A 15,008-nucleotide genomic window follows, 5' to 3' on the forward strand; every position below is an offset into this window, starting at 1 on the left:
GAATCACTGAGTTTGGAAGATTATGCAAAACTGACTGATACCATTTTTTCTTTTAAGGATTCTTAGTTTTGAGACAGAGGAAAATGGTGCATAAATCAGAATCATTATATCTATTTTTGCCTACTTTGTGCTGACTCAAGAGGAGGGTTCCCTGCTTTTTTTGATCTCTTTGAGCAAGTCTTTTGCTTCTTCAAAATCCAAATACTTCTCTAGGATAAACTCAAGCTCTTTCATGGCTTGTAGAGGATTTTTTGCCTCCCAATATGCCCTCGCTAAATTATAATAGAGGTTCTTGTCGTTGGGGTCAACCTTGAGGGCCTTTTTATACTCTTCAACTGCAGCTCGATATTTGCCTTGCTGTCTATAGGCGATACCAAGCTTATTATAGAGGTGAATCTCGTTTGGATTGATATCTAAAGCATCTTTTAAGACCCGCTCAGCCTCTTCTGCCATATCTGCTTTTAGATAGAGCTCTCCTATGGCAGATTTTATCTTGGTATTGCTTGGATTAAACCTCAGCACCTTTTTAAAATAGCTTTGAGCCTCTTGAGCGATCCCTTTTTCCAGATAGATTTCGCCCAGATTTAAATTTCTATTGGCATTTTTAGGATTGATCTTAGATGCTGATTTTAAACAGTCAATGGCATCATCCAGCCTTTTCTTCTTTTTGTAGAGATTACCCAGGCTATTGTAGGCTGAAATAAACTTGGGATTTAAAATCATGGCATTGAGAAATTTTTCCTCAGCTTCTCCTTCCTTGCCTTGAACCTCGCAGACTTCTCCAATCGCTTGGTAGGTTTTGGCTCTGTTAGGTTCAATCTCTAAGGCCTTTTCAAACTCCTTTATTGCCTCATCATACTTCCCTTCATTTTTATATTTCCTTCCCTTATATATATGATACTCTACTTTAGAGGGATCATCCTTACCGTTGAATATCAACTCAATCTTTGTCTGAAAGGTTCCAACCTTAAAGGGTTTCACAAGACAATCATCAACCCCGCGTTCCGCAGCTTCAGCTATTGTATCTAGGTTTGAATTTGTGGTTATTATGAGAAACGAAACATCTGTAAGGTTTTTGTCTTCTCTTATCCGCTCCAAGAGTTCCAGACCTGATAAAGATGACAAATTCCAATCTGCAATAACGAGGTCGATCTTCTCTTTCTTTAATACCTCCAAAGCCTCTCTGCTGGTTTCTAATAAATGGATGTTGACATAACCAGATTGCTTCAACATGTTTCTGATAGTTCTTCTCATGGCCTGAGAAGGCTCTGCAACTAATATTTTTTTGTTATAATTTGGCATTATACTAATTGCTTGTTTTAATTGAACTTATCCCAAATGTATCGCTAAATTATTCAATATAAGGATTATCAAATACCTTATCGGCAGGTTTTTAGATTTGGTTAACCTATTTTCTTATTTAGAAGGGGTTGGGATTTTTGCGAAAATTTTATGAGAGATGCCCTATTTGAGCAGTTTTCCAATCCTTTTCCATCTTACACCGTAATTTTTCTTATCCCATGACCAATATATTCTCCAGGCTTTACCTTTGATCTTATTTTTATCCAAAAATCCCCAGGCGCGGCTGTCGAGGCTATTGTCTCTGTTGTCGCCCATGACAAATAAATGACCATCTGGTAAATGATAAGGACCATAATTTTTCTTTGATAGAAGATCTTCCTCATAAATGGCATAAGGCTCATGAAGCGGTTTATTATTAATAAATACCTGATTGTTCTTTACTTCTACCTCTTCATTTGGAAGACCTATCAATCTCTTTATGAAATCTCTCTTCTCATCCCCTGGAAATTTAAAGACGATGATATCGCCTCTTTGGGGGTCTTTAAAGCGGTATATAAATTTGCTTACCAATATATGGTCACCTATCTGGAGGGTAGGGAGCATTGATCCAGAAGGTATCTTAAATGCCTGAATAACGAATGTTCTAATGATTAATGCAAGGATTAATGCAATAATAATCGATTCAATAAGTTCTCTAACCCACGTCTTTTTTTTCATTATCTTATCTGACCTCCAATATCGTCATAAAAGCCTCCTGAGGTATTTCTACCTTCCCCAATTGTCTCATCCTTTTTTTCCCTTCTTTCTGTTTTTCCAATAGCTTTCGCTTTCTTGTTATATCTCCTCCATAACACTTGGCAGTGACATCTTTTCTCAAAGGCCTTATCGTATCTCTTGCAATGATTTTATTGCCTATTGCTGCCTGCAGAATAACCTCAAACATCTGGCGGGGAATGATATCCTTTATTTTTAAAACCAATTCCTTCCCAACTGAATATGCCTTATCTTTATGAATAACTGTTGAAAGTGAGTCTACGGGAAGACCGTTAATCAGCATATCAAGTTTGACCAAATCTGATTCCTTATATCCTATCAATTCATAATCAAAAGAGGCATACCCCCTTGAAACGGACTTCATCCTATCATAAAAATTGGAAATTATCTCGCTTAAAGGAAGCTCATAGATAATTTTTACCTTTTTGCTATCGAGGTATTCTAATTTTTTCTGAATTCCTCTTTTGTTCTCACAGAGTTTTAAGATACTCCCTAAAAAGTCAGGGGGGGTCAGGATGGTCCCCAAGATAAAAGGCTCTTCGATTTTCAAAATCTCATGGGGTTTGGGAAAATGAAAAGGATTTTCTAATATAAGAACCTTTCCATCAGGCTTGGTCACCCTATGGATAACATTTGGAGAGGTATTAAGAAGGGAGAGTTGAAACTCCCTCTCAAGACGCTCCTTTACAATCTCCATGTGTAAGAGACCCAAAAAACCGCATCTAAACCCAAAACCCAGTGCGAGCGAAGTCTCTGGTTCATATTGAAAGGAGGAGTCGTTTAGATGGAGCTTTTCTAAGGCAGCCCTCAGCGGTTCATATTGATTTCCTTCAATGGGATAGATACCGCTAAAGACCATGGGTTTGATCTCCTTATAACCAGGAAAGGGTCTTTTCGTAGGATTGCCTGCATGAGTGACCGTATCCCCTGTCTTTGTATCTTTTATTGTTTTGATTCCTGCAATAATATAGCCCACGTCTCCCGAGGAAAGTCTATCAACAGGGGTTGCATAAGGGGAAAAAATCCCTATCTGATTTACCTCGTATGTATGAGCATTTGTCATTAATTTTATTTTTTGTCCCTTTTCTACCTTTCCATCAAAAACCCTCACGAGAATAATCACCCCTTGAAAAGTATCGAACCATGAATCGAATATGAGTGCCTTCAGTGGTTCTTCTGCATTTCCCTTTGGCAGGGGTATTTTTTCTATGACAGCATCAAGAACCTCCTCTGTTCCTATTCCTTTCTTGGCACTGGTCAGTATGGCATCTTCAGGGTCAATTCCAAGAATATTCTTAATCTGCTGCTTTACCCCCTCTGGGTCTGCTGATGACATATCAATCTTATTGATCACAGGGATAATCTTAAGATTATTCTCAACAGCCAGGCTGAAATTTGCAAGGGTTTGGGCTTCAATGCCTTGAGATGCATCGATGACCAAAAGGGCACCTTCGCAGGCAGCCAGGCTTCTGGAAACCTCATACGCAAAATCTACGTGACCAGGGGTATCGATAAGATTCAAGACAGACCCTTTATAATTCATCCTCACAGTCTGGGCCTTGATTGTAATTCCCCGCTCCCTCTCAATCTCCATCTGGTCGAGGAACTGGTCTCTTTTGTCCCTCTCAGTTATCACCCCTGTATATTCCAGGATACGATCTGCCAGGGTAGATTTGCCATGGTCAATATGGGCAATGATTGAAAAATTTCTGATATTTTCTATCATGGTTCAAAATGGCTTCAATAAAAACCCCCTTTTATCTTATGAAAAGGGGATTTAGGTTAAAACTCAATATATAAAATTATCCCAGATACTTCATCTTAAAACATTATTTAGATTACTTATTATAAGGAGAGAGGTGGAAAAGTCAATATATCTCTTTCAATTTGTTCATATCACTTGGTTTAGGTGATACAAGAATCGTCTTATAGCTGGATAGTGATACGGTTCCTGTTTTCTTCCCCTTCATCTTTTTTACATGCTTTACTAAGGTGTAGGCCACGGGAACCTTGGAGGAGCCCCTTGCCTTGCTGTGATAGGCAGCAAGCTCAGCCCCTTTTTTTAATATGCTGTGAGGAATTTCTTCCCCTCTTTTCTTGTTTTTGATGATAACATGAGAACCTGAGGTTCCATGAGCATGGAGCCAAAGGTCATCTTCCTTCCCGATAACCGTAGTAATATAATCATTCCCTTTAGCATTTTTCCCTACAAAGATTGACCATCCATCTTTCGAACAATACCTTCTGTAGGGAAAAGCTTTTTTTGTCCTCTTCTCCCTTTTCCTCTCTTTTTCCTTTACAATCTTATTTCTCTTTAATTCTTCATATATCTTCTCAAGAACTTTCAAGTCCTGAGCATCTGTTACGCTTTTCATTGTTTCTTCAAGGGATTTTATTCTCTCTTTTATAGGATTCAATCTCTCTTTTAAAATCTTTATTCCTCTCTGTGCCTTTTTATATTTTTTAAAATACTTCTCGGCATTGGCCTGCGGGTTAAGAGAGCTATCAAGGGGGATTTCGATTAGCTCTTGCTTTTGGGAATAATAATTTTTAAGTGTAATTCTATCCATCCCCTTTTTTATCAAAGAAAGACCAGCAAGGATCAGTGTCCCATAAAACTTGAATACTTCCCAATCTTTATATTTTTTTATCTCTCGAACACAGATTTCCCCAATTTTTTTCTCTTTGGTTATTGCTCTTTTTATATTCTTAAGGAGTCCCTCTTTCAGTTTAAGAAGATTCAATTTCAACATCGAATCCTGGTAGTATTTCTCAGCAGCTTCACTGATGCTATCATATTCAATCTTTTTCCATGTTTTAAACTGCAAAAGGGGAATCGAAGAGAGAAAAATCTTATCTTGCTTTTTGTTCATAAATATGGCAGGGGAGAATTTCTCTTCTGTAAATAGGTTTAATACCTTCTTAGAGGCCTTCCATAATTTTTTTTCTAATGAATCGCCTGATTTTGATTTTTTTGCCCTGTATTCTATCTCTTTTGCAATAAGGGGGCTGATGCCTCTGTAATGTTTAACAATATCTTTCCAGAGCTCCCCCTCAGGCAGCTGACTTTTGAGCCTTTTTTGAAACTCTGATTCCTCACATAAAAGAGGGTCTTCCTTTTTAAAGGGAGGGGATTGGTATTTCTCTCCGATTAAAAGCCTATTTTTATCTGAAGGGATAGACCTTATGGAACCCAGGATGGTTCGATTTTTATCAATTAATATGATATTGCTCTGTTTTCCAATAATCTCTAAAATGAGCTCATATCTCTTATCCTTTAGCCCAACAGAGATGGAGATTATCCTTTCCAGGCCATCTTGGTCAATCGAGATGATAAAGCCCCCCTGTATCAACTTTCTTAAGAGCATGCAAAAACCAGGGGGTGAGAATGGATTTTCTGGGATATCTTTTATAATGTGAACCCTCGGCCATTCTGGATTAGCGGATATAATAAGATTTTTTGAAACCCCCTTTAATCTTATTTTTAAGATAAGCTCAGTTGGATAGGGTTGATGGATTTTATATATCCTTCCCCCTTTTAATGTTTCAGCGAGTTCTTTTGCAATTGCCCTTATAACAAATGAGTCCATTTTATTATTTGTTAATTCTTTTATTATTTTTATGAAAAAATATTATCCTAATTGTTTCAGAGGTGTCAAATGATAAACTACATTTCTCCTTTTTTTCTATAATACTATCATAAATCTATCACAATTTTATCACAGAGAAATAGTGAGGGCTTTTGGGTTTCCCCCTATTGAATAAATTTGCCTTATAAACTTCAAAAATAAAAAGGGCATAATAAGAAAAAACTTTTAAGAAAGGAAGTTGACAATAAAATTATTTTTAAGTTGACAATAAGTTGACAATTGATATAATAAAATTTATGGATACAAGAGAAAAAACCTTTAATTATATAGTAGAAAAGGGGTCTACAACTAGCAAAGAGATATGTGAATTCTTTGGGATATCTCGACAAGCCCTTAATAAACATATAAAGGAATTAATAAAAAATAATAAAATAATAAAGGAAGGAAAAACGAGAGGAGTAGTTTATAGCCCTCTTACTACCAAAAAGAGAGTCCGATTTATAAAAAGTTTTGAGAAAGTATATTTTTTGTCAAATCTTGAAGAAGATAAAGTATTTCATGAATTAGCTTCACTTCTAAATCTCAAGGGTGAACTCAGCAATAGTGCTTTGGATATAGCACTCTATGCCTTCACAGAAATTTTGAATAATGCTATTGAGCATTCTGGCTCTGAAAAGTGCAATGTTAAAGTTATTCTTGATGAATACATGTTTCGCTTTTTTATTAGGGATTTTGGAATAGGAATTTTTCATTCAATCTTTAAAAAATTTAACCTGCCTGACGAGAATGCCGCGATAGGAGAACTCATTAAGGGAAAAACAACTACTATGGAGGAAAAACACACTGGGGAAGGAATATTCTTTACATCAAAATCTGCTGATATGATTTTCTTCAGATCTCATAAAGTAAAACTCATCTTTGATAATCAAAAAAAAGATGTTTTTATTGAGGAAAAAAAGTTTATTAAAGGAACTGAGGTAGTTTTTAGTATCAGCAGAAGCTCAAAAAGAAGGCTTGACAAAATCTTCACACATTTTGCACCAGAAGAGTTTGACTTTAAATTTGAAAGAACGAGGGTTTTGGTAAAACTTTTTCACAAAGATTATATCTCACGATCAGAGGCCAAAAGATTGCTTTATGGGCTTGATAAATTCACAGAAATAATACTGGATTTTAAAGGCGTTAAATCTATTGGTCAAGGATTTGCGGATGAAATATTCCGAGTCTTTCTAAATGCCTATCCTAATATAATCATGAAAGTCGAGAACATTAGCCCTATCATAGAACAGATCATAAACCATGTGGTTGACAAAAAAATTAAGTCTAGGTTGACAATAAGTTGACAATAGTATAGCTTTCCACAAAAACATAGTGATATGGTTTGATACTAATACTAATATCAATATCTAATATATCAAAAACAATAGTGTTTAAATTGAAGTAAATGGTCAGATAGTTTGGTAGAAATGGAAGGGGGCTTTAATTTATCAAATCAAATGGCAAAAATTATTTAAAACCATTAGGAAGCTTACACCTTCTGCTCAATATGAACTGGCGACTTCAGCGTATCAGTAACTATAATGGGTCTACAATCTTTTAAAAAGAAATAAATCAATAGCAATATAGTAACAAATATCAGAATTGCTATAATCAAACAAAGATGTTTCCATATCCAAACTAATTTATATCTAAATGTTTTATTCTCATCTTTCAATTTATATTTATAACATGATCTTATTGCTAGAATAATTATGTTTGTTATTATTAATAATCCTGATGAAATAAAAAAAGTTTTGCTTAACCATGTGAAATCTAAAATTAAAAAAAATAAAATTAAAAAGGATAAAATTATTACCAGTGTAAAAACAATAGAGAAATAATTTCTAGATAAACATCTTAAAGGACCACATTTAATTTTTCTCTCATAAGGCTTAATTTTATTTTTTAAATCAACATTAAGTCTGTTTTTTAATTCATCTTCAAGGTTTTCTTTCCTGGCACGATATTCCTCAAGTCTGAATTGATAATTCCAGAGAAAAATAATGCCTATACAGGATATAAAACAGCTAATTAGGGTTAGCAGAATTGCTTGACTAAATTGACTTTCACACTTGTCATGAAGTCCAAGATATAAAGCTAGGGATATAATCGCAGCATTTGCAATTACTGTAAAATAGACAGTTTTCCATTGCTGTTCTTTGGTATAACGAATGTCATCAACTTTTATATTATAGAACAATCTTTGATCTTCTTCGTTATATCCCATTTCTCCCACCAAGAAGAAAATATACGAATATCCTCAACTCAATATAAAAATATGTCAAGCCTTTATTGCCTATAGTTTATCAAATCAGTTGGCAAAAATGGCTGGTTCGCCAACCAAGTAAGATTTCATCTTTTTAAATCCCCCCTTCTGCTTTTTAGGGATTTGACAAGCGAACGAGGAAAAGAGAAGCAGCTGTTTGAAGCCGAAGGCTGAGTTTGCTGCTTCGCCGAACGATTGCAGGAAAATCACGTTTAAAAAAGCAGGGGGGCACCCTTTTTTGGTTCGTTTCTTGGACAAGCAAGAAATGAACAGGTTTTTTAAATCCCCCTTTTCGATTTTTTGGGGATGCGGCAAGTGAGAGGAAAAAATCGAGTCCTCATTTTTCAATTTCTATCTTCCCAACCATCAAAACGGTATAGCCACCTGTGCCATGCCGATTACCATCAGGGATGACTCGTCCTCTATATGCGCGGCTCTATCCGGGATGCTTGAGTTGATATAATTACGCGGATTGACGACCCCGGGCACGTAGCTGAGCCAATGGAGCCCAGCGCTTAAAGAGAGAGTTCCGAATCCAATATCGAACTGGAGTTTTATATTCCCGGTTCCACGAACTGCCACCTCCTCATCAGAATCTGTTACATGGGAAGTAGCAAGTAACTCAGACGTAGACCAATCATAGGTCTCCTGAGAACCATCAAAATCGCTTCTGGCATGAACGACGGACAGCTCCGCATTCGCGACCAGACTTACCCTATCAGAAATTTGCCTGGTGAAATCCGCACCACCTGTGATGCCTAAATACATGGTCTCTGTATCCTCGCTCACAGATGTGGACGGGTAGTTTTTACCACCAAATTCTTGGGCTGAGATATCGATGTCCTGCTCAAAGAAAAACAGGGTCGGCCCAATATAGGGCGAGACGCTCCAGTTCAATCCAACCTTATGGTCGCCCTTTAAGACCAGGCTGAAGCCGTAATACCGAGCTTTGGAATTAATGCTCACTTCTGTATGATCAGGACCTCCAAAAGCTCGACTCGCATCAATCTGCATGAAACCAGTAACATTACCAACGGGCATGATAGTAGAGCTCGACGTGCTCTTAGCACTGCTGTAAAAACCTGAGAGTTCCACCCGATTATTCCTGCCAAGGGAAAGGGGGCTTTTGAATCTCTTTCCAAATGTCAAACCAAAAATGGGCCCATGCGCCTCTCCGTCTTCTCTATGCTCTCCACCCGAGTAACCCCCCTCCCAATCATATCTCCCACCGAAGTTGACGTCGGGCGCATTGATGTAAAATATACCCCCGAATGGTTCGATGAAAATCCCTCTTGCACCTTCTTCATCCGCAGCAAAAGAGGAAGAGCAAGCAACAAAAAAAACCAATATGATAATTCCCATCAAAATTCTTTTCACCATAAAACCCTCCCCCTATCTATTGTTATAAAATAAATGAATGAATAGAGACAGATGTGGAGAAAGGTTTCTTTGGAAAAATTTTCTAACATGAACAATACGCTCTAACATCTTAACCCTCAATAGAGAAGGTTCATAGCTATTCAGAGATGTAAAAACAGGAAGATAGTCAAATGAGATTATTAAAAGGAAGGGGAATCAAAGTTGGAAAACAAATCAATTCTTTGCTATCAAAGCAAAAATATGGTGTTAAATCTGATGAAAAGCTTTCTAAAAAACCCTCCTTCCAAAACAGACCTTCTCTATCAAAAAGAAAGGATTAAGTCAATAAAATTCTGCAATTTTGATATTCCATTTTTTCCTTATATATTATATTGATTTATTTGCAATTATAAGTTTTTGATTAGCCCCTTTAGGATTTTTCAGGTTGAAGGTGAGCGGAGAGAGAAAGAGAAGCAGCTGTCTGAAGCCGAAGGCTGAGTTTGCTGTTTCTCCGAAGCGGAGCGAAACTGAGACCGCCCGGAAAAATCGTAGGGGTGCCCTTTTTGGGTTCGTTTTTTGGGCAGGCAAAAAATGAACAAAGGTGACTGAAGAAGATTATAGCTGCAGAGCTCCAGAAGGAGCTGAAAGACTCTATCTTTTAATAGCCACAAGTTTCATATGTAAATTTTCATAAAATCTTCAGCACAAATAATATTATCAAAAATACCTCTTGCATCTTCTTCGATTTCCTGGATGTTTTTGTAGCGAGCACTAAAATGAGTTAAAATCAATTTTTTCACATGAGCCTTGTTAGCTATCTGGGCTGCTTGCTTTGCAGTCATATGCTGATATTCCTTACTTTTTTCCTCTAATTGAGAAGAATAGGTAGCTTCACAAATCAATAAATCAGCATCCTGGGCCAATCTGTAACAGTTATTACAGATTAATGTATCATCTATTATTGTGATTTTCCTTCCTTTTTTCATATATGTAACATCTTCTGGCGTAATTTTTTTTCCTTCCCACTCAATGATTTTACCTTCTTTTAGCCTACCTAACAACGGGCCTTCCCCCATCCCAAACTTTTTTACCTTTTTCATGTCAATTTTTCTTTTATTCTTTTCTATGAAATTAAATCCCAGGGTTTCGATATCATGCTCCAAAGGCAAGGCTTCTAATAGGAAATCTTCATTTTCAAAAAACTTCCCTTCAGATACTTCCTTAATTTCTATATCCATACTTCTTTTAAAAACAAATCCCTTTCCCAGTATTTCAAAATATTTTTTTGTCCCTTTTGGTCCATAAATTTGCAGAGTTTTATTATATTCAGAAGCATCTAAACTCTGCAATAAGCCTGGCAATCCATAAACATGGTCACCATGCCAATGGCTGATTAGGATCCTTGTTATTTTCGTTAACCTTATCTCTGTTATTTTCATCTGCCTCTGCGTACCTTCACCGCAATCTACTAAGATCCCTTCAGAGCCATAGCTAATAAAAACTGCACTAGGATTTCTATCTTTTGTAGGAAACATTGAAGCTGTTCCCAAAAAAACAATTTCCATAATCATTAAGTTCCTCTTTTGGCTTTATTTACTTTTTGCTTTGTTTTTTTCCCATATTTTAAATAATTAATCATTAAAATAAAATAAATAACAATTAAATAATTAAAAACGTACCCTTCTTTCTTTCCCAGCCGCTACCTTTAAGCCACAAATTTCATTGAACTCTCATAAGTGATATGTTACATTTATTTTTTTAAGTAAAAAACCTCTGGTCCTTATGAAAGAAAATAAAAAACTCAAAAAAATTCGTAATATCGGCATCATCTCCCATATAGACGCCGGGAAAACTACGGTTACTGAAAGATTTCTCTTCTACACAGGCTATTCCCATAAAATCGGGGAGGTTCATGACGGCGATACGATTATGGACTGGATGGCACAGGAAAGAGAAAGAGGAATAACCATCACTTCTGCAACCATCACTTGTGAATGGCGAAACCATATCATCAATATTATCGACACACCGGGCCATGTCGATTTTACGATAGAAGTAGAAAGGTCATTAAGGGTCTTAGATGGGGCAATTGCTATCTTTTCTGGGGTCGAAGGGGTTGAGCCCCAGTCAGAATCTGTATGGTATCAGGCAGACAGGTATAAAATCCCCAGAATCGCCTTTGTCAATAAAATGGATAGAATTGGGGCTGACTTTTTTAGGGTCTTAAAAGATATGGAAAAAAAACTGGGGGCTACTCCCCTGCCTGTAAATATCCCTTTAGGCAAAGAGGAGGATTTTAGGGGCGTTATCGACCTGATCCAAATGAAGGGGATACTGTGGGAAGAAAAGGATTTGGGGATTACCTATTCATCCATTGATATTCCTCCCTCATTAAAAGATGAAGCAAAAAGATACCGAAACGCTTTAATAGAATCAATAGTGGAAAGGGATGAAGAACTGTTAGAAAAATACTTCAGCGATCAGGAAATAGATGAAAATGACATAAAAAAGGCCATCAGGCAGTGCACGTTAAATTTAGATTTAGTCCCTGTTTTTTGTGGCTCAGGGCTAAAAAATAAAGGAATGCAACCTCTTCTGGATGCGATTGTAGATTACCTCCCTTCCCCTTTAGATATCCCAGCTATCGAAGGATTGAATCCAAAAACAGGAGAAAAAGAAAGGCGCTTTACTGGAACAGATCAGAGTTTCTCTGCCTTGGCTTTTAAGATAATGATGGACGAAGGCCGCAAGCTTACCTACCTAAGGGTATATTCCGGCAGCATTGATACGGGAACCTTTGTTTTTAATACAAACAAAAAAGAAGAAGAAAAGATTGCAAGATTATTCAGGATGTATGCCAACAAAAAAGAGAGGATAAATACAGCCCATTCAGGAGAAATTGTTGCAGCGAGCGGTCTAAAGAACACAGCAACCGGAGACACCCTTTGCGATAAATCTACTCCCATTATATTCGAATCGATGATCATTCCTGAACCGGTAATATCTGTTGCTATTGAACCGAAGACCATCATTGATCAGAACAAACTCACCCATAATCTGGAAAAACTCATACAAGAAGACCCTACGCTTAATGTGAAAACAGATGAGGAAACAGGGCAAACCGTAATCTCTGGGATGGGAGAATTACACTTAGACGTCGTTGTTAAAAGACTCCGTAATGATTTTGGCGTAGAAACGAGGGTGGGAAAACCCCAGGTTGTTTATCGAGAATCGATAAGTAAACCTGTCACAATAGAAGGAAATTTTTCAAAAGAGATAGGAGGGAAATTTCAATCAGGCAAGGTATGGTTGAAATTCGAACCAAAGCCCAATGGAACAGGATTCGAATTTCAAAATGGTCTTAAAGAAGCTATTCTTCCCCCTAAGTTCATTTCTGCTGTTGAAGAGTCAATAAGAAATTCGTCTGAAAATGGTGCTCTTTCTGGTTATAAAGTGGTTGATACGAAAGTGACCCTTGAAAATGCCCTCTATGTGGAAGGAGAATCTACGGAAATGGCCTTTAGAATAGCATCTGCAATGGCTTTTCAAAAAGGGTGCAGAAAAGCAAAACCATTTTTGCTCGAACCGGTGATGAGCACAGAAGTAACTGTGCCAAGAGAATTTGTTGGAGCAGTTATCGACGATATGAATACGCGAAATGGGAAAATAGAAGGAACTGTCTCTCATCCGAAGTTTCAGATAGTCAATGCCCTCGCCCCCCTTTCTCAAATGTTTGGATACTCGACAAGCCTCAGGTCTCTCACTCAAGGGAGGGGGACTTTTACAATGTCTTTTTCCAAATTTAATAAGGTTGAAAACTGATGGATAAGAGAAAGATTGAAATATGTGGGAATTGTGTATATTATTTTCAGGAAAAGGCTCTTATGATGGGTGAAAAAAAGGAAATTGGTTTCTGTTATCTGAACGAAACAAAAAGACTAAGGGGAAAAGATGATGATCTCTGTGATAAATACAGAGAGGGATCACGGTCAATCTAAAAAAATTTTTGTGAGTGATGTATAGGAAACTTTTTATACTTATACTGATTCTGCTTTTTACTTATGCATCTGTCTTACCCGTATCAGGAAGAGAGAGACAAAAATTAGGAATCCTGACCGGATATGTGTCTGGAAAACTCCTCTTTACTGAGATACCGCTTTGGAATAAACCAGGAGGACTCAAAACAGGTGGAAAGGTTAAATATAAATTAAAAAGCGGCACCCCTGTAGAAATTGTGCATGAGCTTCGTGTTGATAATCAGATATGGTATAAGATTAATACCTATGGGGTGAAAAAAGGTATGAGTGGATGGGTCCCATCTTTTGTTGTCCGGTCTCCTTAGAATATCCACTAATAAGGGAGGGAAAAAAATGCCAAAATATGAATACAGATGCACAAAATGCAAGAAAAAATTCACATTGACTCTATCCATAAAAGAAAAAGGAGAGAAAAAAATCAAATGCCCAAAATGCACCAGCAGTAAGGTAACTCAGCTCATCACTGGATTTTTTTCTCAGACCTCAAAAAAGAGCTAACTATCTCTTAAAAGAATCTCTGTTTTTAAAAGGTATACTTCATTTGAATATTTTCAAAAGATATATTTTCTTTATCATACCCATTCTGCTCTTTCTTCTCTCTTCTTGCGCTCCATACAGGGAAAAAATTATCATTCCTGTGGAAGGTGAAAAATTTGAAGAAACCGGGATTGCCTCCTGGTATGGGGAGGATTTCCATGGGAGAAAAACCGCAAATGGAGAAACCTACAATATGTATTCTGTATCTGCTGCTCATAAAACCCTCTCCTTTGGAACATTAGTTAATGTGAGAGATCTTGAGAATGGGAAGACACTCCTTGTGAGGATAAATGATAGGGGTCCCTTTATAAGGGGACGGATTATCGACCTTTCATACGGCGCTGCAAAAAAGTTAGATATGGTTGAAAAAGGAATTGCAAAGGTGAGGATTACAGTAGTAAAATGGGAAAGCCCAAAAACCAAAAAAAGAGGCATAAGCCGTGCGGGCTTAAATAACTATACCGTGCAGGTCGGCTCTTTTACAAAAAGAGAAAATGCAATCAAATTGAAAAATCAGCTGGAGAAAAGTTTTAGAGATGTTTGCATTGTTGTTCACGATACAAACCAATATCGATTTTATAGGGTGAGGGTGGGTATCAATTTAAGTAAAGAATCGGCTCTTCAATTAGTGAAAAGGTTCGAACTGGATAATTTTTCACCATTTGTAACTGCTGAGTAAAAATAAAAAATATCTGCTTTTTCAGTAGATTGATCAGAGTAGAGAAGCCTTTTTAAAAAAGGCTTTCTCTTTTTATTTTGACGGTTTTAATTAATTAAATTATATTTAGATAAAAGAGTCCAAATTATTTTTGAGAAGAGAAGGAAAAAGGGGGACAGTGAATGAAATTTTATGGCTATTGTGAAAAATGCTTGGCGCCCGTATTCCAACATATTGATCCTGATATTGATGTCTATAAAGTGAGGTCCTTAAGATGCTGGAACGGGCATTATCATGAGATCATCAATATACATTTTTCAGAGATGCCGCTTGTTTATAAAGATAAAAATGTTATCCATATCACCAGCCTTCTTCAAAAAAATTTATCGAAAAAACAACCTTATCCTGTTAAGAGGTGTTTAGTAAAGTAAAGTGCTAAAAAGGAT

At 36.8% G+C, this 15,008-nt stretch carries 16 protein-coding genes; 8 read left to right on the plus strand and 8 right to left on the minus strand.

Translation table 11 applies throughout. The features are described 5' to 3' along the window. Nucleotides 1-135: 135 nt before the first annotated feature. The 4 genes from VMW81_01745 to VMW81_01760 all read right to left on the minus strand — a co-directional run bounded on the left by VMW81_01745 (nucleotide 136) and on the right by VMW81_01760 (nucleotide 5,666). Entirely contained in the window at nucleotides 136-1,302 is a 1,167-nt protein-coding gene (locus VMW81_01745; GenBank protein ID HUU49665.1) for a tetratricopeptide repeat protein, read from the minus strand. A gap of 162 nt (nucleotides 1,303-1,464) precedes the next feature. After that, on the minus strand, nucleotides 1,465-2,019 hold the full coding sequence (gene lepB / locus VMW81_01750; GenBank protein HUU49666.1) for a signal peptidase I: 555 nt from the start codon (nucleotides 2,017-2,019) through the stop codon (nucleotides 1,465-1,467). A 4-nt stretch (nucleotides 2,020-2,023) separates the two neighbouring features. Next, on the minus strand, nucleotides 2,024-3,802 hold the full coding sequence (lepA, locus tag VMW81_01755) for a translation elongation factor 4 (GenBank protein HUU49667.1): 1,779 nt from the start codon (nucleotides 3,800-3,802) through the stop codon (nucleotides 2,024-2,026). A gap of 142 nt (nucleotides 3,803-3,944) precedes the next feature. Further along, entirely contained in the window at nucleotides 3,945-5,666 is a 1,722-nt protein-coding gene (locus VMW81_01760; protein ID HUU49668.1) for an NFACT RNA binding domain-containing protein, read from the minus strand. Between the two features lie 296 nt (nucleotides 5,667-5,962). On the opposite strand from VMW81_01760, the gene VMW81_01765 reads away from it, so the two are divergent. After that, nucleotides 5,963-7,009: a DUF4325 domain-containing protein gene (locus VMW81_01765; protein ID HUU49669.1), complete on the plus strand. Its 1,047-nt coding sequence runs from the start codon at nucleotides 5,963-5,965 to the stop codon at nucleotides 7,007-7,009. Between the two features lie 185 nt (nucleotides 7,010-7,194). On the opposite strand, the gene VMW81_01770 is transcribed toward VMW81_01765, so the two are convergent. From VMW81_01770 to VMW81_01780, 3 genes are all read right to left on the minus strand, one after another. Next, nucleotides 7,195-7,932: a hypothetical protein gene (locus VMW81_01770; protein ID HUU49670.1), complete on the minus strand. Its 738-nt coding sequence runs from the start codon at nucleotides 7,930-7,932 to the stop codon at nucleotides 7,195-7,197. 84 nt (nucleotides 7,933-8,016) lie between these two features. Then, nucleotides 8,017-8,319 (minus strand): hypothetical protein, encoded by a 303-nt coding sequence (locus tag VMW81_01775; protein ID HUU49671.1) that lies wholly within the window; start codon nucleotides 8,317-8,319, stop codon nucleotides 8,017-8,019. Nucleotides 8,320-8,337: 18 nt separating this feature from the next. After that, the gene (locus VMW81_01780) at nucleotides 8,338-9,351 is read right to left on the minus strand and encodes a hypothetical protein (GenBank protein ID HUU49672.1); all 1,014 of its coding nucleotides are present in this window, start codon (nucleotides 9,349-9,351) and stop codon (nucleotides 8,338-8,340) included. 170 nt (nucleotides 9,352-9,521) lie between these two features. Between VMW81_01780 and VMW81_01785 the strand changes: the two genes are divergently transcribed. Then, the gene (locus VMW81_01785; GenBank protein ID HUU49673.1) at nucleotides 9,522-9,671 is read left to right on the plus strand and encodes a hypothetical protein; all 150 of its coding nucleotides are present in this window, start codon (nucleotides 9,522-9,524) and stop codon (nucleotides 9,669-9,671) included. Nucleotides 9,672-10,004: 333 nt separating this feature from the next. Here the strand turns inward: VMW81_01785 and rnz are convergent, their stop codons facing one another. After that, nucleotides 10,005-10,901, minus strand: coding sequence for a ribonuclease Z (gene rnz, locus VMW81_01790; GenBank protein ID HUU49674.1), 897 nt, complete (start codon nucleotides 10,899-10,901; stop codon nucleotides 10,005-10,007). A 211-nt stretch (nucleotides 10,902-11,112) separates the two neighbouring features. Between rnz and fusA the strand changes: the two genes are divergently transcribed. The 6 genes from fusA to VMW81_01820 all read left to right on the plus strand — a co-directional run bounded on the left by fusA (nucleotide 11,113) and on the right by VMW81_01820 (nucleotide 14,993). Beyond that, nucleotides 11,113-13,152, plus strand: a complete 2,040-nt coding sequence (gene fusA, locus VMW81_01795) for an elongation factor G (GenBank protein ID HUU49675.1) — start codon at nucleotides 11,113-11,115, stop codon at nucleotides 13,150-13,152. Beyond that, a complete protein-coding gene (locus tag VMW81_01800; protein ID HUU49676.1) occupies nucleotides 13,152-13,328 on the plus strand; it encodes a hypothetical protein in 177 nt (58 codons plus the stop codon). The genes fusA and VMW81_01800 overlap by 1 nt, the downstream gene beginning before the upstream one ends. A gap of 17 nt (nucleotides 13,329-13,345) precedes the next feature. Further along, nucleotides 13,346-13,672: a hypothetical protein gene (locus VMW81_01805; protein ID HUU49677.1), complete on the plus strand. Its 327-nt coding sequence runs from the start codon at nucleotides 13,346-13,348 to the stop codon at nucleotides 13,670-13,672. Between the two features lie 28 nt (nucleotides 13,673-13,700). Continuing rightward, entirely contained in the window at nucleotides 13,701-13,865 is a 165-nt protein-coding gene (locus VMW81_01810; GenBank protein ID HUU49678.1) for a zinc ribbon domain-containing protein, read from the plus strand. A gap of 43 nt (nucleotides 13,866-13,908) precedes the next feature. Then, entirely contained in the window at nucleotides 13,909-14,583 is a 675-nt protein-coding gene (locus VMW81_01815) for a septal ring lytic transglycosylase RlpA family protein (protein ID HUU49679.1), read from the plus strand. 161 nt (nucleotides 14,584-14,744) lie between these two features. Then, nucleotides 14,745-14,993, plus strand: a complete 249-nt coding sequence (locus tag VMW81_01820; protein ID HUU49680.1) for a hypothetical protein — start codon at nucleotides 14,745-14,747, stop codon at nucleotides 14,991-14,993. The last annotated feature ends 15 nt before the right edge of the window (nucleotides 14,994-15,008 follow it).

This window comes from Nitrospinota bacterium, assembly GCA_035528715.1.
GTDB lineage: Bacteria > JADFOP01 > JADFOP01 > DATKYB01 > DATKYB01 > DATKYB01.